This is a genomic window from Rhizobium sp. RSm-3, assembly GCF_001854685.1.
GTDB classification, from domain to species: domain Bacteria; phylum Pseudomonadota; class Alphaproteobacteria; order Rhizobiales; family Rhizobiaceae; genus Rhizobium; species Rhizobium ecuadorense.
In genome coordinates this window covers 147,935-168,675 of record NZ_MAWZ01000004.1, presented here as the reverse complement: position 1 = coordinate 168,675, position 20,741 = coordinate 147,935, and the positions used below count along the sequence as shown (strand labels likewise).

Genomic DNA, 20,741 nt, shown 5'->3' with positions numbered 1-20,741 from the left:
CGCGAGCTGCATTGCGCTAGTTATGGCCGAGGCTCGAAGCCCTCATCGGTCGCCGCAATTAACGGAATTTGCCGTCAAAAGGCAAGAGCAGCCGATCAACGCGACAAAAGCGTCAGCGCCGTCATCGATTGCAGCAAGGTCCTCGTCGTGCCGCCGAAAATCATCTGCCAGAGCCAGGAATGCGTATAGGCGCCCATGACAAGAAGATCGATGCTGTCGTCCGACAGCCGGTTTTCGATGACATGCGAAGTGTTCTTATCCACGCTTCGGGCCGTCGCCAGCGTCGTTTTCACGCCGTGGCGGGCAAGGGTGGCGGCGATCTCGGCGCCTGCGGTCAGCGGCGATTGCAGCGCCGTGTCGGCCGGATCGACCGAAAAGATCTCGACCTCTTCGGCGGCTTTGAGGATCGGCAGCGCGTCGAAGGTCGCGCGTGCCGCCTCCTTCGAGCCGTTCCAGGCGATCAGCACGCGCTTGATCGGCTTCGGCTGGCGGATGATGTAGGGGATGATCAGCACCGGCCGGCCGGTTTCGAATAGGAAGCTGTCGACGTCGACATGGCTGTCTGAGGCTTTGGCCGGGTCGGCCTGCGAGGCGATCAGCAGATCGGCGCTGCGCGCGCTTTCGATGAGCGGCGCGGAGCCGTAGCCGATGGAGGTCGCAAAGCTGCGCCACTCGGAGGAGCCGCCTGAGGCTTCCGCCTTGGCGCGAAAAATCCGCTCCACCGCGAGGGTTTCGCTATGCGCCATGTCCTGCAGCGCCTGCACGGCGACCGGATCGGGGATTTCCATCGGCGCCACCAGCGGCACGGCGGAGATGTTTTCGGCATGCAGGCCGATCACATGCGCGCCGCTTTCGGCGGCAATGGCAAAGGCGAAATCGGCAACGGCGCTGCTATTGTCTGCTGTATCGAGAATGGCGAGAATGGTTTTGTAAGACATATCAATTCTCCTTGCGCTGAAATGGCGTGCGCGAGGGAAGGAATGCACCGGACCGTTCTTCCGTTCCTTGACGGGGATCAAGCCTGGTCCCCGGTTCCGGCATTGTCCTCAAGCCTCGGCGGAATGGTTTTCGGCGATGTCTTTCCTCTGGCGGATGGCGTCGATCATGGCTTGCACCTCGGCGCCGGCCGCATCGATGGCCGCCTGCGCGCGGCCGCGCACGACGATCTCGGTCGAGAATTTCTGGCCGATATAGCGGGGATAGGAGCCGATGCTGGTGTCCGGATGGGCTTTCTGGATCGCCGTCAGCGGCGTGCCGATCTCGCCTTCGCCGTAAGGGCAGGCGATGGCGAGCGACAGCACCGGCGTGCCGGTTCGAAGCGTCGGCAGCACATTGTCGACCATCGCCTGGAAAACCTGCGGCACGCCGGCCATGACATGGACATTGCCGATGATGAAACCGGGCGCCGTCGACACCGGATTGGCGATATGAACGGATCCGCGCGGCATGCGCGCCATGCGCTGGCGCGCCTCGGTGAATTCCATCTCGCGGCGTCGGTACATATCGGCCAGCAGCCTCATCGCCTCTTCGTCATAGTCGCAGGGCACCCCGAACGCCTTGGAAATGGCATCGGCGGTGATGTCGTCATGCGTCGGCCCGATGCCGCCTGACGTGAAGACGTAATCATATTTGCCGCGAAGCGCGTTCAGCGCCTCGACGATCGCCTCCTCGTCGTCGGCGACGATGCGCACCTCCTTGAGGTCGATGCCGGAAAGGGTGAGCAGGTCGGCCAGGTGGCCGATATTCTTGTCCTTGGTGCGGCCGGAAAGAAGTTCGTCGCCGATGGCGAGCATGGCGGCGGTGACGACGGTGGCGTGGCTCATGGGATGTTCCGTGATGTGAGGCTGGTCAATAGGTAGCGCCCTTCGGCCGCTTTGCAAACAGCCGAGCATGATGGTGAGACGTCAAAGCGGTTTAGGCCGGCGGTGCCGCATGCCTGCTCGTCGGTGCCCGGATCTGTAACGGCATATGGTGCGGACGGCGGGGGTCGAACCCGCATAGCCTAGGCCGAGGGATTTTCTTACCGCTACGGCTTTCGCCGCCGCCTTCCGGCGTTTGTGGTCTGGACTATACCTTCACCCTAGCGTCTGCCTTAGGTGCTGCCCGTCTAGTCTCTACACCTTCCCCTTGCAGGGCTTGGCTCGGGATTGCCATCTGACAGGTTTCCCCGACTTTGAGCAGTTCTACATCAGGCGTTTCCGCCAGTGCACTCAATTTTGTTTTAAGTCCCTTGTGTCTACCGATTCCACCACGTCCGCGTGGTTCTCCCTGCTAACAAAGAGAGGCGGCATTCTCAACCGATATTCAGTGGCGAGGTGCGATTCCGTTTCAAAGTCTGGACGCCTGCCATCACCTGGTCGTTTGGAATGTTCAGCTGAATCTCGGAGTAACGCGGCGATCCGGGCGCTGATCAAAGCTTCGGCAAGCAACTGCGCGTCACGAAGTTTCAGATTGTCGTTGTGCCCATGCAAGGGCGTGACAGTCGATTGCGGAATTTCATGCCAGCCGGCGAAAAAAACTCAGCACAACCCTTGCGACACAAGCTTGTTGAATTTCGCCGGACATTGGGACAAAGTACTGGCAGGGGTAGCGTTTGCGATTTTTACTGTTGCAATACGTGCATTGCACTTTTTCATCATGAATGTTGGGACATGTGGTGACTTATAGGGCGAAATGGCTTTTGTTCTGAAGACCTTCGGGAGGCTGCAGCTCGTTGACGGGGAGGGGAATGCTGTCGCGTTTCCTGAGAAAGGCCTGCTGCTTCTCGCCTATTTGTTCACAACCGAGCAAGCTTCGGCGGATCGAACGACGCTGGCCCGCTTCCTATGGGGCGAAGGTGACAGGGATGTTGCACTTTCGACTTTGCGGAAGGTGATTTCGAGAATTAAGGCTCGTCAAAACGATCTCGGGGTAAACATCCTTTCGTCTCAAGGCAACTTGCTCACCCTCGACAAAGGGGCTCTGTCTTCCGACATGCTGCTCGACGGCGAGGAGGAAGAGGTTGAGCCGTTCTCCCGGCTGAGACAGCTGGTGACGCTGATGAACCAGCCTTTTCTGGAGCCGGTTCACAACCATAGCCGTCAGTTTCAGCGCTGGCTCGCCGAGCGTGAAGATTTCCATAACGAGCTTCTCGCCAATACTTTGAGAACGGCGTCCCAACTGGCCCCGTCGCAAAAGGAATCCGAGCTCCTGAGGAAGGCCGCGGTTATCCTGTTTCGGACCGAGCCGAAGGATCCGGAAACACTGCAACTGCTCATACGGATCTTCAAGGCGGAAGGGGAAGTCGAATCCCTTCGCAGCTACTTTGAACAGCGGCGCAGCTCGACGGCGAGAGCTGTCGCCGCGCGCAGCGAATCCGATGGCGGTGACGCGAAATCCCTGCGTCCGCCATCCGTGTCGTCACAGGCGAAACTCGAGGCTGCTCTACCCCTCGAGCCCGAAGATATCCGGATTGCCATTCCCCGCCTGGTGCTGCTTCCTCCCAGGAATCAATCCGTTCGGCCGCAAGCCGGTTTTCTGGCAGCGTCTTTGGTGGAGGATATCACGATCGGATTTTGCGTCTTCAACAGCCTGGAGGTCATCGCCCCGTATTCGGCGGTGCAAATCGGCCATCAGGTGGAGACGCAGAAGGCCTTCTTTGAACGGCATCGCGTCAACTATATCCTCGACACCCGGATCAGCAATATGGGCGAGGAAGTGACGCTGTTCGCTCAGCTAATCTTTTTCGATCAGAATCAGATTGTCTGGGCCGAAAGGTTCAGCCTCGATCGGATGGATCTTGCCAGAGACAGGAGAGTGGTTGCCCGCCAGATCGCCCTCTCCGTGTCCAGTGAAATCGAGCGTCATGAGGCATTGCGCGAAGATCTGAACCCGGTCGCCTACCACAGATATCTTGTCGGCAGGCGGCACCTGGCGCGGCTGACGCTTCCGAACCTGCGGCGCGTGCGCAAGGAAATGAAAGCCGCGCTCAGCGTAAGCCCGGATTTCACCCCGGCGCTGAGTTCGATGGCGCGGACCTATTCCAAGGAATGGCTGCTGACGGCGCGGGGGGATATCGATCTTTTACAATTGGCGGAGACCTTCGCAAAACAGGCCACCGGGATGCGTTCGGACTTCGCCGATGGCCATCGCGAGCTCGGTGTCGCCAAACTCTTGCAGGGCGCCTTCGATGAAAGCGCCGAAGCAATGGAAGTGGCGGAAAGCCTTGCGCCGCACTACGCCGACGTGATTGCCGACTACGCTGACACCCTGGTTCATTGTTCGCTCCCCGCCATGGCCTTGCGAAAGATCGAGCGGGCAATCGAGCTGAACCCGCTCGGTCCCGATACCTATTTCTGGACTGCTGCAGGAGCAAACTATGCGCTGGGCGAATTCGAAGCTTCGCTGGACTATATCGGGCAGATGGCCGATCCTAATTTAGCGGATAGGTTGTCCGCTGCAAGTTGGGCCATGTTGGGTCATCAGGACAAGGCGCGGATCTTCGTACGAAGGTTTCGTGAAGGCAATCCGGACTTCGATGTGGACAAATGGTTGTCTGCAGTTCCAAGTAAAGAGCAGTGGCATAAAGATCTTTATCGTGAAGGCCTGAAGAAAGCTGGATTTTAAACATCAATCGTTAGAAAGGGCAAAACATGGCTACAGTTGTTGTTATTAGTGTTGAAGGTCAAGACGGGCTCTGGGTCGCCGATCTGGACGCCGGCACCGTACTGCCGCTCCCGGTCCCCAAGGCGGGCGGCTTGAAAGTGGTAACCGATCTTCGCGCCACCGGCGCGACGGTGACAAAAGGCGTGAATGTGGCTGTCACCGTCAAGTCTGCGGAAGCGGCGTTCTCCGGCCATTATGACGGCTAGACGTGATGATGTTGTCGCGCCGTTGCGTCTTTCAGGCTCGTGACGGAAGCTATAACACTTTGAATTATTTGTGATTTATCTGGATTTCGATCTCGGGAATCTGTGCAGAAGTGCGAGACGGCGAGCGGGAAGTCGACCTGCTCGCCGTCGAGCATAAGCTTGCGCTATATTGATGTAATCATAGTCATTCCCGATGCCGATCAAGTGCAGCGGTCTCAGCAAGCACTATTGGCTCCGGTTATGCGGGTTCGTGTCCTCCTGCCCACACAGCTTCATAATACCGTTTGAATATGCACGTATATCGTGGATATAAGCATGTCATCGCTTGACAATAGCATTTTCGGTGCAAGGATTGCGCCGCGGCGGTTGAGTAAGTGTTGTCTTGTGGGAGTAAGGCGATGGTTTACGATTGGACTGGGGCTAAGGTTCGGCGCATCCGGATCTTCAAGACCAGTGTCGCGCTTGTTCTGGGAACCGCGACGGCTGCGATACCGCTGTTCTTCTGGGCCATGGAGTTTCGCGGTTTCTAACCTGAGATAATCACCGTCTCGCGCCACCTGTTGATCACCCAGCCGGCCAGCAGCCCGAGGGCGGCGCCCATTGCCTTGATGCCGGCATCATGCAAGCGCGGATGGCGCGTCGGCGAGAGGTACTGCAGATATTCGATGGCGACTGAACCAGCGATCAGCAGCACGGCCACCAATTTCCACTGTTTCGGATAGGCGAGCGCAAAGGCGAGGCCGACAAGAATATAAGCGCCCGCGCGGTCGGTATCGACAGTCGTGACGGTCTCCGGCCTCAGCCCGATCGGCGAAACCGTGACGAAGAGAATGAAGGCGAGCAGCAGCCAGGCCACAGGTTTTGCGAATTTGAAGATCATCATCGTTCCATATAATTGGCAGGCCTTTGCATTGACAGTTAAAATCAGTTCATCTGCCGCCGATTTCGCGATTGGCTTAAGAAAGGCTTCCTGACGCTGGACCCGGCATCAGGATGTGAGCGGTTCGGTCAGCGAACCGGAAATGACCGGAGCGGGCTTTCTTTTGCCGGTCGGCCTGTGCCATAGCGGCGGCGGCTAATCTTTAGGAATGGACCACGTTGGTGACAAGACTTGATGTCGAAAACGCCGAAGCGGCAATGCGCAGCCTTTTTCCGGCGACGCCGCTGCAGCTCAATGACCATCTTTCTGCCCGCTACGGTGCCGATATCTGGCTGAAGCGCGAAGATCTGTCGCCGGTGCGTTCCTACAAGATCCGCGGCGCCTTCAATTTCTTCCGCAAGGCGATCGGGCAGGGCGCTTCCGGCAAGACCTTCGTCTGCGCCTCGGCCGGCAATCATGCCCAGGGCTTTGCCTATGTCTGCCGCCATTTCGGCGTGCCGGGCGTCGTCTTCATGCCGGTGACGACACCGCAGCAGAAGATCGACAAGACCCGCATGTTCGGCGCCGAATTCATCACCATCCGGCTGTTCGGCGATTTCTTCGACCAGTGCTATCAGGCCGCACGCGACCATGTCGAAGCGGTCGGTGGCGTCATGGTGCCGCCCTTCGACCATGCCGACATCATCGAAGGGCAGGCGACCGTCGCCGCCGAGATCATGCAGCAGCTGCCTGAGGGAACGGTGCCCGATATGGTCGTCCTGCCGGTCGGCGGCGGCGGCCTTGCCGCCGGCATCACCGGTTATCTCGACGGCACCGTGCCGAAATCGGCCTTTGTCTTCACCGAGCCCGCCGGCGCGCCGAGCCTGAGGCGCAGCATCGAGGCGGGTCAGGTGACGACCCTTGCCAAGGTCGACAACTTCGTCGATGGCGCCGCCGTTGCCCGCATCGGTGACCTGAATTTCGCCGCCCTTCGCGATTTCCCGGCAAGCCAAGTGCAACTGATGCCGGAGAACGCCATCTGCGTCACCATCCAGGAGATGCTGAATGTCGAGGGCGTCGTGCTGGAGCCGGCCGGCGCCCTGTCGCTGACGGCGATCGCCGCGATGGACGCTGAGGCGATCCGCGGCAAGACCATCGTTGCCGTCGTTTCCGGCGGCAATTTCGATTTCGAGCGCTTGCCTGACGTAAAGGAAAGAGCCATGCGTTACGCAGGGCTGAAGAAATACTTCATCCTGCGGCTCGCCCAGCGCCCCGGCGCGCTCAGGGATTTCCTCAATCTGCTCGGGCCCGACGACGATATCGCCCGCTTCGAATATCTGAAGAAATCGGCCCGCAATTTCGGCTCGATCCTGATCGGCATCGAAACCAAGGCGCCGGAGAATTTCGCCCGGCTGATCGGAAATTTCGAAGCCGCCGGCATGGGTTACGAGGATATCACCGAAAACGAGATCCTCGCCAACCTGATCATTTGACTTGGCGAAAACAATGTCATCGTGCTAAAGGCGGATCATGGCTTCGTTCCTTTCAAATCTCTTTTCGATGTTCTCCGGCGGCGGCAAACCGACCTCGGAGGCGGCAGGCCGTTCCGGCGAGCCGCAGCTTTACAACGATTGCACGATCTACGCGGAGCCGCGTAGGGAAGGCAGCCAATATCGCCTAGCCGGCCGCATTGAAAAGAAGGTTGGCGACGAGGTGCTGGTGCGCAATTTCATCCGCGCCGATCTGTTTTCCTCTTCCGATGACGCGCTCGAATGCACGGTGCGCAAGGCGCAGCAGATCATCGACCAGCATGGTTCGTCACTCTTTGGCGACGGCGAGAAGCTTCGCCAGGTCTGACACCGGGATGCGCCGCATCGGCATCTGATACCGGCCGCAATTATTCTTTTTTTTCAATCCTGTGACGCGGCGACGCGGCCGGTGATCGGCATCTCGCTCACGCAATCTTAAAGGATTGCAGTCAAAGCTATGGCCTGCAGCATGTGCAGGGCCGCCCTCGTGTTTGACTTTTTCGGACGATCGACCAAAGGATCCGCCGTCGCGGCCACTGCGCCCGCGTTCGGTCCAGCGCGCCGACCTGAAGCCGGGGTGCGGTGATGGAGACGCTCAACCTCGCTCTCTTTGCCGTCGAAGCCATCGCTTATTTCGCGCTGATGGTGACGCTTCTGCATTTCCGTCATCGGCTTGGTCTCGGGGTTTTCCTGACGGCGCTCGGCGTCATGCATTTCATGGAGACCTATCTGGCGGCGGTCTTCTATATCGCGCTGCCGTTCGGCGACGTGTCGCCGGGCTCATCGGTCTTCTTCTCCGGCAAGCTGATGATGATCCTGATGCTTTACCTGCAGGAGGATGCCGCGACGGTCCGCCAGCCGATCTACGGCTTGTTCCTCGGCAATCTGCTGACCGTCGGCATTGCCTGGGTGCTGCAGCTGCACCTGCCGCTGCAGATGTCGCCCGACCACACGCCCGACGTCGATTTCCTCCAGGAGATGGGCTGGCTGATGGTCTGGGGCACGGCACTGCTCTATGTCGATTCGCTCGGCATCATTCTGCTTTACGAAAAACTCGGGGATTTCTTCCGCCGCCGCGTCGTCCTGCGTTTCCTGATTTCGGGCTTCGTGCTGCTGACCTTCGACCAGATCGGTTTCTTCGCCGCGCTGCATTATTTCCTGGATGTGCCGATCACCGCATTCTGGGCAGGCTGGAAGGCGAAAATGCTTGCCGTCTGCCTCTATGCGGCAATGTTTGCGATCTACGAATATCGTATTCGCCGGGGCGGGGTTGCCGTGTCCGCACGCTCGATCAGCGACGTCTTCGGCGACCTGACCTTCCGCGAGCGCTACAACGATCTTCTGGAGCGCACCGGCCGCGACATGCTCACCGGCGTCTACGATCGCACGCGCATGGAACTGGAAGCACCGCTGATGCTGCGCGAGGCATTGAGGCAGGGGCTGTCCGCCACCATCCTGATTATCGACGCCGATCACTTCAAGGATGTCAATGACGGCTACGGCCATCTCCAGGGCGACGAGGTGCTGAAGGCGATCGCCACCCGGTTAGGCACGACCTTGCGTTCGAGCGACCGCGTCTTCCGCTTCGGCGGCGAGGAATTCGTTGCCGTTTGTCCGGGCACCGACCACGAGGAAGGTTTGCTGCTTGCCGAACGCTTGCGTTGGACGATCGCCACCAGCGTCAAGACGCCGGACGACAGACCGGTCACGGTCAGCATCGGTGTCGCGACCGCCGACGAGGACGGCGTCGATTTCACCGCGGTGCTGGCGGCCGCCGACGGCAGGCTCTATGCGGCCAAGAAGAGCGGCCGCAACTGTGTCGTCGGCCGCTCCGGTGTCGTGAAACTCGGTTGAGCCGATCAGCGCAGCAGGTCGGTTGCCGGTGTTTGCGATGTTGGGGAAGCGCAAACAGCGGATGCAGATGTCATTGATTTTCAATGGCTTATCAGTACCATAAAAACGGCTTGTTAGCATAACGCAAACGTGATCTCCATTGCCGCAGCGGATGAGCTTTCCTGCGAGGGGCGTGGAGACATGAGTGATGCAGTTGCACGGACGAAGGTCGATGGCGGCGAGTTTGCCGTCTTGTGTATCGGAGGATTTCTTCTTTCGATCGCCTATGGCGTGACCTTTCTGATCCCGGTGCTGGTCGGTCAGCGCGGCGGCAACGAGGCGCTCGCCGGCCTGATCATCTCGGCGGCAACCATCAGCACGGTCATTCTGGTGATCCTCTCCGGCCACATCGCCGATGCCATCGGCTCTGCGCGTGCGGTGGCGATTTCCGGGCTGTTTCTGGCGGCATCGGGGCTGGGATTTGCCATGGTGCCCGCAGCCGGGCTCAGCCTGATGACCGTCGGTTTCGTTCTCGGCATCGGCTGGGGTACCTTCTATGCGCTCGGCCCCATCCTGGTCGCCGCGATCACCGAGCCCGAGCACCGGATCCGGTTCTTTGCCCTGCTTTCGGGATCGATGATGTCGGGCATCGGCGCCGGCCCGATAATTGGCCGCATTGTCACCGGCTGGTCCCTGCCGATCGAAACCGCCTTCGCCTTTGCGTTCCTCTCCAGTCTCGCCGGCGGCGCGCTTTATTTCCTGCTCCATGTCAGGCTGACCTCTGCCGGCAAGATCCTGCCGCATGTCAACAAGATCTCCTTTGCCGCAGCGCGTCAGGTGATCGGTTCGCGGGCGATCTATTCCATCGCCATGGTCGGCATCGGCGGCGCGATCTTCGGCGGGCTGTCCAGCTTTCAGACCAGCTATGCCAAGGCGCACGGTTTCGATTATTCGCTGTTCTTCATCGGTTTCATGTCCGCCGCCATCCTCAGCCGGCTGTTCGTGGCGGGCTATGTGGTCAAGAAGGATCCGTTCTATGCGCTTCTGGTGCTGACGAGCCTGACGCTCGCCTCCATCCTGCTGTTCCTGGTGGTGACTTCAAGTCAGTTGGCCTATCTCGGAGCGGCTGCGATGCTGGGGCTGGGCTACGGCCTGACCTATTCCGTCATCAATGGCCTTGCCGCAAATGAGGCGCCCACAGGCCTTATGCCGCAATCGCTTCTCCTGTTCTCGCTGTCCTATTTCATCGGTGTCTTCGGCTTTCCGCTGATCGCCGGCAACCTGATCGTTTCCTCTGGTATCCAGGCCATGCTGCATGTCCTGCTGCTGCTTGCCGTCGCCAATCTGGCAATCGTCCTGTTTCGTGTTGTCCACCGCGTCCGGAACCGCTGAGCGAGGCCGGGCAAGGTCGACTTGCCCAGCCTCGCTGGTTACGCGGCGCGGAAGATCTTGGCGCCGGACGGGGCGCTCGTCATGCCGCCGTCGACGGTGATCTCGATGCCGGTGACATTGGACGAGTCATCCGAGGCCAGATAGAGCGCCGCCTTGGCGATTTCGTCGGCTTCGCTCATGCGACCGAGCGGGCTCATGCCGCCGATGCGGGCTTCGAGCGCCGACATCGCATCTTCCGTCTGGGCCATCGGCGACCAGATCGGCGTCTTCGTGCCGCCGGGTGTCACCTGATTGACGCGGATACCGCGCGGCGCGAGTTCGGAGGCCATATTGCGCGTCATCGCCCGAACCGCAGCCTTGGTCGCCGCATAGGCCGACCAACCGGGAGCGCCGAGCACGGCATGCACCGAACCGTTGAGGATGACCGAAGCGCCGTCAGCCAGATGCGGCAGGGCCGATTGCACCGTGAAGAAGACGGCGGTGAGATTGGTGCTGATAATCTGATTGAACTGCTCCGGCGAGGTGTCACCAAGTGGTGTCGCGCCGCCGATGCCGGCATTGGCGAAGACGATGTCGAACTTGCCGACCTTTGCGGCGGCTTCCGCAAAGGCCTTCTCGGTAGCGGCGGCATCGGTGACATCGACCTTCAGCGCAATAACGCCGGCCCCCAGCGCCTTTTCGGCGGCAGCGAGCGTTTCCGGGTTACGGCCGGTGATCACGACTTTAGCGCCCTCGTCGATAAAGACCTTGGCGGTCGCCAGACCGATGCCGCTGTTGCCGCCGGTGATCAGAGCAACCTTGTTTTGTAGACGCATGATTCATGCTCCTCTTGGAATTGGCAACGATCTGGATTATGATCGTTATCTATAAGGATTATGTTTATAATCCACATAAGTCAAGAGGCACCGATGGGGCGTTCGCAGCTGGAAAAACAGAAGACGCATGAGAAGATCGTGGAGACCGCATCCAGGCGGCTGCGCGAAGCGGGACTCGACGGTATCGGCGTTGCCGACCTGATGAAGGAGGCCGGGCTGACCGTCGGCGGCTTCTACAAGCACTTCGCCTCCCGTGACGATCTGGTCGCCGAGGCGATCCAGTCTGCCTTCGATTCATGGGGACACAAGCTGCAGGCCGAGGGCGTGGACCCAGCGGAGATGACGGCTGCCGATATCGCCGATCGTTATGTCAGCACCTATCACCGCGACAATCCCGGCGAGGGCTGCCCTTTTGCGGCGCTGACCTCCGATATCTCACGCAGCGGCGAGAAGGCGCGAGCGATCGCGACGGACGGACTGAGGCGTAATTTCGCGGGATTGGCGAGCAAAGCCGCAGGAGTGGATGAAGGGGAAAGACGACGCAAGGCGATCATGGCCTTCGCGATGATGGCCGGCGGCGTCGGCCTTGCCAGGATTTCCTCCGATGAGGCGCTGTCCGCCGAAATCCTCGAGACGATCCGGGATTTTGTCGCCGCTATCGACAAATGACAAACGGCCGGCGAAGGGCCGGCCGTTGCATTACACCTAAGCGTTTGACAGCCGATCAGGCGGCCAGCGCGATTTCCTGGACGCGCGACTTGGCGGCGTCGATGGCCTTTTCGGCAGCTTCAGGACCGAAGGCGAGGCCTTCGACGTAAATGGTCTCGATATCGCTGATGCCGAGGAAGCCGAGAACCGACTTCAGATACGGTACGGCATGGTTCAACGGGGCAGCCGGGCCCTGCGAGTAGACGCCGCCCGAGGTGAGCACCACGTAAACCTTCTTGCCGGTGAGCAGGCCGACCGGGCCGCTTTCGGTGTACTTGAACGTCACGCCCGCGCGGGCGACGTTGTCGATCCAGGTCTTCAGCGACGAATAGATATTGAAATTGATGAGGCCGGTGCTGATGACGATCGTATCGGCGGCAAAGAGTTCGTTGACCAGTTCGTCGGAGGTCTTGACGGCGGCGACTTCCTCGGCGGTGCGGGCTTCGGCCGGCTTGCGGATGGCGCCGGTGAAGAGGTCATCGATATGCGGCAGCGGGTTGGCGGCGAGGTCGCGGCGAACGAGGACGCTGCCCGGATTCTGGTTCTTCAGCTTTTCGGCGAGTTCGACGGCGATCGGCGTCGAGAGCGATTCGGCACGCGGGCTGGACGTCAGAAGAAGGATGGACGACATGGTGCATTTCCTTTCGAATTGGATTTTACGGCCCGTTGCTGGGAGGTGAGCCGCAGTCTCGAAATGGAAAATAGGTCTGGCCCGCTATCGAAAAAACGGTGATAATGTCGATCGAAACTATCGATGGAATGGATGGATATGCTTCCGAACCCGACTTTGGACCAATTGCAGGTGTTTCTGACCGTCGCCGAGACCGGCAGCTTTTCGGCCGCGTCGCGGGCGCTGAACCGGGCGCAATCGGTCGTCAGCTATACGATCGCCAATCTGGAAGCGCAGCTTGAAATGCCGCTTTTCGAGCGCTCCGGCGCCCGACAGCCGAAGCTGACGGAGGCGGGCAAGGCGATGCTGGAGGATGCGCGCCGTATCCTCGGCGACCTGCAGGTCATGCGGGCGCGCGTCAAGAGCCTGAAGGAAGGGCTGGAAGCGGAGGTCTCTGTCGCCATCAGCGTCATGGTGCCGTCAAAGGCGGTGGTCGACGTGCTCCACGAATTCCGCGAGATATTCCCGTCCGTTGCGTTGAACCTCAATGTCGGCGAGCTCGGAATGGTCATGGATCTGGTCATGAGCGGCAAGGCGACGATCGGGATCGGCGGCGCCGTGCTGAAGCAGGACGATTCGGTCGTCACCGAGCGGATCGGCCATTCCTTCATGATGCCCGTTGCCGCGCGCAACCACCCGCTAGCCCAAATTGACCGGCCGCTGACGCTCGGCGACGTGCGCGAGGACGTGCAGCTCGTCGTCACCGATGCGTCCGGCCTGACGAAGGGGCGCGATTTCAACGTTCTGTCCTACAAGACATGGCGCGTCAGCGATATCGCGACGAAGCATCAGCTGATCAAGGCCGGCCTCGGTTGGGGCGGCCTTCCGGCGTCGCTCATCCATGACGATCTCTTAAGCGGCGCGCTCGTTCACCTCGATCTGGATGCCTACGAACAGGGGGAGTATCCGATCTATTCGATGCGCCGGCTCGCCAATCCGCCCGGACCTGCCGCCACCTGGATGATCGACGCCTTCCGCACCCGGCTTACCCATTGCCCGAGCCAGGCGGATTTCCACGCCCGGATCGCGGAACTGCGCGAACCCGCAATCCCGCTCGCCGCAGAATAAGGCATGTCGCGCAAAAGTGTGCAGCGGTTTTCCTAGGCAAAGCGCGAAGCGCTTTTGCCGCACCGACATGCGCAAGATAAAAGAGCTAAAGCGCAAACCGCGAATCTGAAAGATCGCGACGCGCTGTAGGGAAGGCGCGGCTGCCGCGCCTTCCCCGATCTGCTCTTAAAGAACCAGCCTGAACTTCGAGAAGCCGTCGGCACCATCGCCGGCATCCTCGATCTTGACGCTCTTGACCGCAGCCAGAAACTGCTTCGCCTTCGGGCCGCTTTCGAATGTGACCGTCGTGCCCGGCAGCGGCTTGAAGGTCCAGTTCGCATCGGCCGAAGGATTGATCGTGCCCTGCTCGTGGACATAGCGGACGATGACGTCGCGATTGGTGTCCGGCGCCTGGAAGATCACCTTGTCGGCTGCGATCTCCGGGAAACTGCCGCCGCCGCCGGCGCGGTAATTGTTGGTGACGACGACGAACTTCTGGGCCGGGTCGATCGGCTTGCCGCCGAAGGCGAGGTTCTGAATGCGGTTGGCATCCGGATTGATCGCTTTGCCTGAGGAATCATATTTCGGCGGCTGCGACAGGTCGATCTGGTAGGTCACGCCGTCGATCACGTCGAAATTATAGGACGGGAAGTCGCTGTTGAGCAGCGCCGCGTCCTTCGCGCCGGCGTCGATGTGATTGAACATGCCGGCCGACATTTCCAGCCAGTTTTTCACCTGGGCGCCAGTGATGGCAACGGCCTGCACCGTATTCGGGTAGAGATAGAGGTCCGCGACGTTCTTAATGGCGATATCGCCGGCCGGGACGTCGGTATAATAGTCGGCGCCGCCACGGCCGCCGGCCTTGAACGGGGCCGCCGCCGAAAGCACCGGCAGATCCTTGAACGCGGTGTCGGCCAGCATCTGCTTGATGTACCAGGTCTGGGCCTGGCTGACGACCTGCACGGAAGGATCGTCGGCGACGAGCGCGAAGTAGGAATAGAGCGGCGCCGAGGTCTTGCCGACGGGGGTGCGGACATAGGCGAGCGTCGCCTCGTGCTCCGACTTGGCGGCTTCGACCACGTCCTTCTTGTCGGCGTAATCGGCAACCACCTTCTTCTTGTCGTCGCGATGGTAGATCGGCCGTGCTTCCGCGGTGAAATCGACGATCTTCCAGCTGTTGCCGTCCTTTTCGAGCAGCAGGTCGATCAGGCCGAGATGCGAACCCCAGAAGCCGGCCATCACGGCGGGCTTGCCATGCAGCGTACCTTTGACCGGATCGGCATTGGCAATGCCGTCCCAGCTCTTCGGGCCGGGGAAGACGAGATGCTGGTGGCCGGTGAAGATCGCGTCGATCCCGTCGACGGCGGCAAGATGCAGCGAGGCGTTTTCCATCTTTTCGGACGGCGCGGCGCCGTCGATGCCGGAATGGGAGAGCGCGATGACGATATCGGCGCCAGCTTCCTTCATCGCCGGAACCCAGGCCTTGGCGGCCTCGACGATATCGCGCGTCTGCGCCTTGCCTTCGAGGTTCTTGATATCCCAGAGCATGATCTGCGGCGGCACGAAGCCGATGAAGCCGATCTTGACCGGGCTCTCCTTGCCGGCGCCGTCCTTGATCTGTTTTTCCACGATGATGTAGGGCTTGAAGAAGAGATCGTCCTGCTTCGGATCCGAAGCGAGCTGGCCCTTGGTCAGGTTGGCGCAGACGAAGGGGAAGTTTGCGCCTGACAGGACCTTGAACATGAAGTCGAGGCCGTAGTTGAACTCGTGATTGCCGAGCGTCCCGACAGTGTAGCCGAGCGTGTTCATCGCCTTGATCACGGGATGGACGTCGCCGTCCTTCATGCCGTGCTGATAGGCCATGTAGTCGCCCATCGGATTGCCCTGCAGCACGTCGCCATTGTCGATCAGCAGCGAGTTGACGGCCTCTGCGCGGATATTGTCGATGATCGTTCCGGTGCGCGACAGTCCCATCGTGTCGTTCGGCTTGTCGGCATAATAGTCATAGGGGAAGACGTTGACGTGAATATCCGTCGTTTCCATCAGCCGGAGATGCGCCTGGTTGGCGCTGGCGCGCGCGCTGAAAGGGTGCAGCAGCACCAGGGCGGAAGTGGCGGCAAGCCCGCCGAGCAGAGAACGGCGGCTCATGACGCCAACGTCGAAAATGGAAGACATCAAAACTCTCCTATAGGGATCATGCATCGTCCGGCCCGTCAGAATTAGGACGATTTGGCGAGGAGTACACATCAAAAATGACAGGACGGCAAAACAATCCGCCGTGGACGCGGCATGGCTGCGAAATGCAATTCATGCTGCAGTCGGGCCGCCGGGGACAGGATCAATTATAGGGTCAGCGCCAGACTGCCGCAGCCGGGGCGAGGTCGATCTGGACGTCAACGTCGGCCGCTGCGACCGGAACGATCTCAGTCGCATCTTCGCCGCGAAGGCGGTCAGCGTGACGGTTTCGGCGTCGACGTTGCCAAATGAGGTGGGCGGTCGCCGCTGGTCGCGGCCCTAAGCTGACGCACCGCCAGCACCGGCCGTATCTCTTTATGAAAAAAGCGAAAATAGGAGGAGACCTGTGCCCGCGCATTCGAATTCACATCGAACTGGATGCCGATGCGGCCGTTGTGCTTCCAGCGGATGATGCCTTCCAGCAGCCCGATATTTTCAGCCTCGATGCGCACCTTGCTGCCGGAAGCGGCATGGAGCGGCGTCTTCGTCTCCAGCGCGGCGCCGGTTGCCGACAGGTTAAGGATGCGGACATCCACCTCGCTATTCAGATATTTGACGCTGCCGAAGACGCGACAGTTTTTCCGGTCGGCCTTGCGGGCTGTAATTTTCAAATTGTGGCTCATATGTTCTCCCTCGAATATAATGGGGAGCATAGCGCACGAAAATTGAAATGGTTTTAGGGGCTTGGCTAAAATTGCAGTGAAATCATCACCTACCCGCGGCCGTCCTGCGGCCCACCACATGTTCGCGCCAAATGGTGAAGATGCCGGCGCAAACGACGATGATCGAGCCGATGATCGTGTTGATACTGAGCGTTTCGTCATAGATCGTCACACCGATGATCGAGGCGTAGACCAGTGACAAATAGGTCAGCGGCTGGACCGCGGCGGCATCGAGGAGATCGTAGGCGCGGATCAGGAAGTAGTGGCTGGAAATGCTGGTCACGCAGACCAGCGCCATCCAGCCCCAGTCTCCCGGCGACATGGAGCTCCAGTAGAAGGGGCCAATGATGCTCATCGTGATGCCGCCGATGACGCCGGTATAGAAGAAGCTGGTCATCGACGAGTCGTCACGGCTGACGAGACGCGTGGCGATGACATAGAAGGCGAAGTTGAAGCAGGAAATAATGGCCAGAAGCAGCTTCACATCGAAAAACTCGCCTTCCGGCTTCAGAATCAGCAGCACTCCGAAAAGCCCGGCGCCAATTGCCATCCATCGTCTCCAGCCGACCCGCTCGCCGAGGATCGGCATCGACAGCAGCGCGATCAGGATCGGCGTCGCGGAAAAGATCGCTTGTGAGCGGGCAAGGCCGATCACGGCAAAACAAGTGATGGCCAAAACCACCTGAACGGCAAGCAGCACGCCGCGCACGACCTGAAGAAGCGGGCGTTTGGTGCGGGCCGTCGTCTTAAGGCCGCCGCGCATCTTCGAAGCGAGGATGATCGTGAACAGCGCGAAGGCCCAGTAGCGGATCATCGTCACGAAGATCGGCGGGTAGGTGGACGCCAGATGTTTCGAGATGGCGTCCTGCAGAGAGAAGATGGTGATCGCCAGCAGAGCGAAAATATAACCGTGGGTCTTCGATGTCATGATAAGCCGTTGAGCGGGAAACACCGAAAGTCTGGGCAGGCTTTCTGCCAATATGCAAGGGCTCAAAGCCCGACATTCGGCTTGTCGATGATCTCTCTGAGGGCAAAGCTCGAATTAATCTTGACGACGTGGGGCAGGGCCGACAGCCAGTCGCGGTGGATGCGTTCATAATCCTCGAGATCGCGGGCGGCGACCCTGAGAATATAATCGTATTCGCCCGACATCAGGTAACAGACGAGCACGTTCGGGCAGAGCTTCACCGCCGCCTCGAATTCCGCCAGCGTCTTGGCGAACTGGCCGGAGAGCGAGATATGCACGATGGCGATCATCTTGTAGTCGAGCGCCTTGTGCGAAAGCCGCGCATGATAGCCGCCGATGACGCCGCTTCTCTCCAGAATGTCGAGCCGGCGCGAACAGGCCGAAGGCGACAGGCCGATCCGCTCGGCAAGGTCGGCATTGGTGATGCGGGCATTGGCCTGCAAAGTCCGGAGAATCGCAAGATCGATGGTATCGAGATCAGCCATTCGAATAACCTTCGAATTGAGAGGCATTGAGCGCAATAATCACCGAAAAATCACCTATTGGCAAATCGTCTTTGCAAGGACATTTCACTGCCTTGATGGTTGGATTCCTCATCCGAAAAATCCGCGGCCGCGGAGATAAAATGAGAGGAACGCCAATGCGTGTCGGTTGCCCGAAGGAAATCAAGAATCATGAATATCGCGTCGGCCTGACGCCAGCTTCGGTGCGCGAATACGTCGCCCATGGCCATGAGGTCTGGGTGGAGACGAAGGCGGGTGCCGGCATCGGCGCCGATGACGCCGCTTATGCCGCGGCTGGCGCGAAAATCGCCGCCTCCGCCAAGGATATCTTTGAAAAATGCGACATGATCGTCAAGGTGAAGGAGCCGCAGCCCTCCGAATGGGCGCAACTGCGCGACGGTCAGCTTCTCTATACCTATCTGCATCTGGCGCCCGATCCGGAACAGACCAAGGGTCTGATCGCCTCCGGCGTCACCGCGATCGCCTATGAGACGGTGACCGACGAGCGCGGCGGCCTGCCGCTGCTGGCGCCGATGTCGGAAGTCGCCGGCCGCCTGTCGATCCAAGCTGGCGCGACGGCGCTGCAGAAGGCTAATGGCGGCCTCGGCGTCCTGCTCGGCGGCGTGCCCGGCGTGCTGCCGGCCAAGGTTGCGGTCATCGGCGGCGGCGTCGTCGGCCTGCATGCCGCTCGGATGGCCGCCGGCCTTGGCGCCGATGTCAGCATTCTCGACCGGTCGCTGCCGCGCCTGCGCCAGCTCGATGATATCTTTGCCGGCCGCATCCACACCCGTTATTCCAGCATCCAGGCGCTGGAGGAGGAGGTCTTCTCGGCCGATCTCATCATCGGCGCCGTGCTGATCCCCGGTGCTGCCGCGCCGAAACTCGTCACCCGCGAAATGCTGTCGGGCATGAAAAAGGGCGCTGTCGTCGTCGACGTCGCCATCGACCAGGGCGGCTGCTTCGAGACCTCGCATGCGACGACCCATTCCGACCCGACCTACGAGGTCGAGGGCGTCGTGCATTATTGCGTCGCCAACATGCCGGGCGCTGTCCCCGTCACCTCGGCGCATGCGCTGAACAATGCGACGCTCGTCCACGGCCTGGCGCTTGCCGATCGCGGCCTGCGCGCCATTGCCGAAGACAAGCACCTGAGGAACGGCCTCAATGTGCATAAGGGCCGCATCACCAACAGGCCGGTGGCCGAGGCGCTCGGCTACGAGGCCTTCGCGCCGGAAAGCGTGCTGAACGTAGCGTAAGCTGCCTGACTCATGGTTAGGCGAGGGTGCCGGTCTCCGCAAGGGCCGGCGCCCTTACCTTGTCGATCCGGCACTGGAAGCAGTTGTTGCGCGCCGAGCGCACATGCACGTAGGCAATCTCAGGCCGCGCCAGCAATGTCTGGGCATAGGCCGGAATATCGGCGATCTCGGTCACCGCGCCGGTGCCGTAGACGATGCGGTCGTTCTCGCCATAGCCGCGGACGATGAAGTCCGGGCTCATCGTCAGCATCGGCGGCTGGACCTCCTCGGCGGCGTAACGCCGGCAGGGCTGCTTGTGCAGGAAAATCGGCCCGGTCTCGGCATAGGGCTGCAGAGCCGGGAAGGGCCGGTAGGCGAAAACCAGAAACTCGTCGCCCTCTTCGATATTCTGCAGGCAATGGCGGCACGGGTTGCCGTCACCGTCCGATATCATCGTCTCGGGAAGATTATCATAGGCGTCGCGACCGCCGTTCCAGAGGGCTCTAGCATCGGCGGTCGGCATGGCGGAAAAACGAATGGCGGTCATGGCAAATCTCCTGTGATCGCCATGAAATTGCGCCCGGACCCTTGCCCAAGCCACCCGTTTCTTGCGCGTTGCCAATTGTCGCCGGCTCATCAACGATTGGTGGAGAATTTCCACCTCTCCTCCCCCATTCCTGTGCTCGGGCTTGACCCGAGGGATGTCACAGGAATCCAGTGCGCCCAAGTCCTTGGGTGCGATAGACTTTTTCGGTTATGGTATTGCTTCATTCTCGGCGCGGACGAGCCGTGGCTGGATTCCTGTGACATCCCTCGGGTCAAGCCCGAGGACAGGAATGAGGGTGGCGGGGGCGTCGGAAAAGCAACCCAAACCCTCAGCCTTTCCGTGCCATCTCCAGCAACTCCTTGTCGCTCAGCGGCCGGACAATGCCGGTGCCTGTGGAAACCGGGGAGAAGCCGTACATCTGGTAGAGCTGCAGTGCGCGGGGGTGATCGAGATTGTTCGTTGTGGTGGTGACCCGCTTCGGATTGAGCGACCAGATGGCGTAGAGCGCCTGCAGCAGGAACCATTTGCCGATGCCGAGGCCGAGCGCATGTTCGATCAGGCCGAAATGGCTGAGCTCGATCGTATCCTCGTCCTCACAGAAATATTCGTAAAAGCCGGCCGGCGCGCCGTTCACATAGAGGACGCTGATATTGTTGCGCTTGTCGTTCAGCGTCTGGGCAAGTTGCTCGTCGCTCATCCGCAGCCGGTCCACCCATTGCCAGCGCGCGCCGACCTGCCGGTAGAGATAGCGGTAGAACGGCAGCGGGATCGCAGGCGCGCGCATGATGGCCGTCTGGATATTGACGGGCACCGGCATGCTTGCCTTCGGCGCCGCCGTCATTTCGAGCCGCGTGATGTGAGCTTTCAAAGAAGCAGGTGTCTTCCCCAT

21 protein-coding genes are annotated in these 20,741 nt (G+C 60.4%); 10 read left to right on the top strand and 11 right to left on the bottom strand.

Features of this window, described 5'->3' with window-relative positions:
• Window positions 1-95: 95 nt before the first annotated feature.
• Together BBJ66_RS08200 and BBJ66_RS08195 are read right to left on the bottom strand one after the other, a co-directional pair.
• The gene (locus tag BBJ66_RS08200) at window positions 96-938 is read right to left on the bottom strand and encodes a universal stress protein (protein WP_049734207.1); all 843 of its coding nucleotides are present in this window, start codon (window positions 936-938) and stop codon (window positions 96-98) included.
• A gap of 108 nt (window positions 939-1,046) precedes the next feature.
• Window positions 1,047-1,823, bottom strand: coding sequence for a competence/damage-inducible protein A (locus BBJ66_RS08195; RefSeq protein WP_049734208.1), 777 nt, complete (start codon window positions 1,821-1,823; stop codon window positions 1,047-1,049).
• A gap of 850 nt (window positions 1,824-2,673) precedes the next feature.
• Here BBJ66_RS08195 and BBJ66_RS08190 point away from each other — a divergent pair.
• The 3 genes from BBJ66_RS08190 to BBJ66_RS35605 all read left to right on the top strand — a co-directional run bounded on the left by BBJ66_RS08190 (window position 2,674) and on the right by BBJ66_RS35605 (window position 5,380).
• Window positions 2,674-4,605, top strand: coding sequence for a hypothetical protein (locus BBJ66_RS08190; RefSeq protein WP_071086170.1), 1,932 nt, complete (start codon window positions 2,674-2,676; stop codon window positions 4,603-4,605).
• A gap of 26 nt (window positions 4,606-4,631) precedes the next feature.
• Window positions 4,632-4,850 (top strand): hypothetical protein, encoded by a 219-nt coding sequence (locus BBJ66_RS08185; protein WP_049734210.1) that lies wholly within the window; start codon window positions 4,632-4,634, stop codon window positions 4,848-4,850.
• Between the two features lie 398 nt (window positions 4,851-5,248).
• Window positions 5,249-5,380 carry a hypothetical protein gene (locus tag BBJ66_RS35605; protein WP_257784959.1) on the top strand — a complete coding sequence of 44 codons (132 nt, stop codon included), beginning with the start codon at window positions 5,249-5,251 and terminating at the stop codon, window positions 5,378-5,380.
• Here the strand turns inward: BBJ66_RS35605 and BBJ66_RS08180 are convergent.
• Entirely contained in the window at window positions 5,377-5,733 is a 357-nt protein-coding gene (locus BBJ66_RS08180; protein WP_071086168.1) for a VanZ family protein, read from the bottom strand. The genes BBJ66_RS35605 and BBJ66_RS08180 overlap by 4 nt on opposite strands.
• 218 nt (window positions 5,734-5,951) lie before the next feature.
• Between BBJ66_RS08180 and ilvA the strand changes: the two genes are divergently transcribed.
• The 4 genes from ilvA to BBJ66_RS08160 all read left to right on the top strand — a co-directional run bounded on the left by ilvA (window position 5,952) and on the right by BBJ66_RS08160 (window position 10,463).
• Complete coding sequence (gene ilvA / locus BBJ66_RS08175; protein WP_071086239.1) at window positions 5,952-7,202, top strand: threonine ammonia-lyase; 1,251 nt, start codon at window positions 5,952-5,954, stop codon at window positions 7,200-7,202.
• 37 nt (window positions 7,203-7,239) lie between these two features.
• Window positions 7,240-7,566 (top strand): HlyU family transcriptional regulator, encoded by a 327-nt coding sequence (locus BBJ66_RS08170; RefSeq protein ID WP_071086166.1) that lies wholly within the window; start codon window positions 7,240-7,242, stop codon window positions 7,564-7,566.
• A gap of 254 nt (window positions 7,567-7,820) precedes the next feature.
• Window positions 7,821-9,092 carry a GGDEF domain-containing protein gene (locus BBJ66_RS08165; protein ID WP_083335532.1) on the top strand — a complete coding sequence of 424 codons (1,272 nt, stop codon included), beginning with the start codon at window positions 7,821-7,823 and terminating at the stop codon, window positions 9,090-9,092.
• Window positions 9,093-9,272: 180 nt separating this feature from the next.
• The gene (locus BBJ66_RS08160) at window positions 9,273-10,463 is read left to right on the top strand and encodes an MFS transporter (RefSeq protein ID WP_049734214.1); all 1,191 of its coding nucleotides are present in this window, start codon (window positions 9,273-9,275) and stop codon (window positions 10,461-10,463) included.
• Window positions 10,464-10,501: 38 nt separating this feature from the next.
• On the opposite strand, the gene BBJ66_RS08155 is transcribed toward BBJ66_RS08160, so the two are convergent.
• Window positions 10,502-11,278 carry an SDR family oxidoreductase gene (locus BBJ66_RS08155; protein ID WP_071086162.1) on the bottom strand — a complete coding sequence of 259 codons (777 nt, stop codon included), beginning with the start codon at window positions 11,276-11,278 and terminating at the stop codon, window positions 10,502-10,504.
• Between the two features lie 93 nt (window positions 11,279-11,371).
• Here BBJ66_RS08155 and BBJ66_RS08150 point away from each other — a divergent pair, with 93 nt between their 5' ends.
• On the top strand, window positions 11,372-11,947 hold the full coding sequence (locus tag BBJ66_RS08150; protein ID WP_071086160.1) for a TetR/AcrR family transcriptional regulator: 576 nt from the start codon (window positions 11,372-11,374) through the stop codon (window positions 11,945-11,947).
• A 55-nt stretch (window positions 11,948-12,002) separates the two neighbouring features.
• Here BBJ66_RS08150 and BBJ66_RS08145 read toward each other — a convergent pair whose 3' ends face one another.
• Entirely contained in the window at window positions 12,003-12,617 is a 615-nt protein-coding gene (locus tag BBJ66_RS08145) for an FMN-dependent NADH-azoreductase (protein ID WP_049734217.1), read from the bottom strand.
• Window positions 12,618-12,755: 138 nt separating this feature from the next.
• Here BBJ66_RS08145 and BBJ66_RS08140 point away from each other — a divergent pair, with 138 nt between their 5' ends.
• On the top strand, window positions 12,756-13,724 hold the full coding sequence (locus tag BBJ66_RS08140; protein ID WP_049734309.1) for a LysR family transcriptional regulator: 969 nt from the start codon (window positions 12,756-12,758) through the stop codon (window positions 13,722-13,724).
• Between the two features lie 165 nt (window positions 13,725-13,889).
• On the opposite strand, the gene BBJ66_RS08135 is transcribed toward BBJ66_RS08140, so the two are convergent.
• The 4 genes from BBJ66_RS08135 to BBJ66_RS08120 form a co-directional block, all read right to left on the bottom strand.
• Window positions 13,890-15,878: a bifunctional 2',3'-cyclic-nucleotide 2'-phosphodiesterase/3'-nucleotidase gene (locus tag BBJ66_RS08135; protein WP_071086158.1), complete on the bottom strand. Its 1,989-nt coding sequence runs from the start codon at window positions 15,876-15,878 to the stop codon at window positions 13,890-13,892.
• A 275-nt stretch (window positions 15,879-16,153) separates the two neighbouring features.
• Window positions 16,154-16,561: a PilZ domain-containing protein gene (locus BBJ66_RS08130; protein WP_049734219.1), complete on the bottom strand. Its 408-nt coding sequence runs from the start codon at window positions 16,559-16,561 to the stop codon at window positions 16,154-16,156.
• An 85-nt stretch (window positions 16,562-16,646) separates the two neighbouring features.
• Entirely contained in the window at window positions 16,647-17,528 is an 882-nt protein-coding gene (locus BBJ66_RS08125) for a DMT family transporter (RefSeq protein ID WP_049734220.1), read from the bottom strand.
• Window positions 17,529-17,590: 62 nt separating this feature from the next.
• Window positions 17,591-18,052, bottom strand: coding sequence for an Lrp/AsnC family transcriptional regulator (locus tag BBJ66_RS08120; protein ID WP_071086156.1), 462 nt, complete (start codon window positions 18,050-18,052; stop codon window positions 17,591-17,593).
• Between the two features lie 155 nt (window positions 18,053-18,207).
• Here BBJ66_RS08120 and ald point away from each other — a divergent pair, with 155 nt between their 5' ends.
• Window positions 18,208-19,326 (top strand): alanine dehydrogenase, encoded by a 1,119-nt coding sequence (gene ald / locus BBJ66_RS08115; RefSeq protein WP_049734222.1) that lies wholly within the window; start codon window positions 18,208-18,210, stop codon window positions 19,324-19,326.
• Between the two features lie 16 nt (window positions 19,327-19,342).
• Here the strand turns inward: ald and BBJ66_RS08110 are convergent, their stop codons facing one another.
• Together BBJ66_RS08110 and BBJ66_RS08105 are read right to left on the bottom strand one after the other, a co-directional pair.
• Window positions 19,343-19,852 (bottom strand): DUF1203 domain-containing protein, encoded by a 510-nt coding sequence (locus BBJ66_RS08110; RefSeq protein WP_071086154.1) that lies wholly within the window; start codon window positions 19,850-19,852, stop codon window positions 19,343-19,345.
• A 328-nt stretch (window positions 19,853-20,180) separates the two neighbouring features.
• Complete coding sequence (locus BBJ66_RS08105) at window positions 20,181-20,741, bottom strand: GNAT family N-acetyltransferase (RefSeq protein ID WP_049734224.1); 561 nt, start codon at window positions 20,739-20,741, stop codon at window positions 20,181-20,183.

Excerpts from the sequence above, each read along its gene's own strand:
- BBJ66_RS08200 (WP_049734207.1), bottom strand. The coding sequence starts at position 938 with ATGTCTTACAAAACCATTCTCGCCATTCTCGATACAGCAGACAATAGC.
- BBJ66_RS08195 (WP_049734208.1), bottom strand. The coding sequence starts at position 1,823 with ATGAGCCACGCCACCGTCGTCACCGCCGCCATGCTCGCCATCGGCGAC.
- BBJ66_RS08190 (WP_071086170.1), top strand. The coding sequence starts at position 2,674 with ATGGCTTTTGTTCTGAAGACCTTCGGGAGGCTGCAGCTCGTTGACGGG.
- BBJ66_RS08185 (WP_049734210.1), top strand. The coding sequence starts at position 4,632 with ATGGCTACAGTTGTTGTTATTAGTGTTGAAGGTCAAGACGGGCTCTGG.
- BBJ66_RS35605 (WP_257784959.1), top strand. The coding sequence starts at position 5,249 with ATGGTTTACGATTGGACTGGGGCTAAGGTTCGGCGCATCCGGATCTTC.
- BBJ66_RS08180 (WP_071086168.1), bottom strand. The coding sequence starts at position 5,733 with ATGATGATCTTCAAATTCGCAAAACCTGTGGCCTGGCTGCTGCTCGCC.
- BBJ66_RS08170 (WP_071086166.1), top strand. The coding sequence starts at position 7,240 with ATGGCTTCGTTCCTTTCAAATCTCTTTTCGATGTTCTCCGGCGGCGGC.
- BBJ66_RS08160 (WP_049734214.1), top strand. The coding sequence starts at position 9,273 with ATGAGTGATGCAGTTGCACGGACGAAGGTCGATGGCGGCGAGTTTGCC.
- BBJ66_RS08155 (WP_071086162.1), bottom strand. The coding sequence starts at position 11,278 with ATGCGTCTACAAAACAAGGTTGCTCTGATCACCGGCGGCAACAGCGGC.
- BBJ66_RS08150 (WP_071086160.1), top strand. The coding sequence starts at position 11,372 with ATGGGGCGTTCGCAGCTGGAAAAACAGAAGACGCATGAGAAGATCGTG.
- BBJ66_RS08145 (WP_049734217.1), bottom strand. The coding sequence starts at position 12,617 with ATGTCGTCCATCCTTCTTCTGACGTCCAGCCCGCGTGCCGAATCGCTC.
- BBJ66_RS08140 (WP_049734309.1), top strand. The coding sequence starts at position 12,756 with ATGCTTCCGAACCCGACTTTGGACCAATTGCAGGTGTTTCTGACCGTC.
- BBJ66_RS08135 (WP_071086158.1), bottom strand. The coding sequence starts at position 15,878 with ATGTCTTCCATTTTCGACGTTGGCGTCATGAGCCGCCGTTCTCTGCTC.
- BBJ66_RS08130 (WP_049734219.1), bottom strand. The coding sequence starts at position 16,561 with ATGAGCCACAATTTGAAAATTACAGCCCGCAAGGCCGACCGGAAAAAC.
- BBJ66_RS08125 (WP_049734220.1), bottom strand. The coding sequence starts at position 17,528 with ATGACATCGAAGACCCACGGTTATATTTTCGCTCTGCTGGCGATCACC.
- BBJ66_RS08120 (WP_071086156.1), bottom strand. The coding sequence starts at position 18,052 with ATGGCTGATCTCGATACCATCGATCTTGCGATTCTCCGGACTTTGCAG.
- ald (WP_049734222.1), top strand. The coding sequence starts at position 18,208 with ATGCGTGTCGGTTGCCCGAAGGAAATCAAGAATCATGAATATCGCGTC.
- BBJ66_RS08110 (WP_071086154.1), bottom strand. The coding sequence starts at position 19,852 with ATGACCGCCATTCGTTTTTCCGCCATGCCGACCGCCGATGCTAGAGCC.
- BBJ66_RS08105 (WP_049734224.1), bottom strand. The coding sequence starts at position 20,741 with ATGGGGAAGACACCTGCTTCTTTGAAAGCTCACATCACGCGGCTCGAA.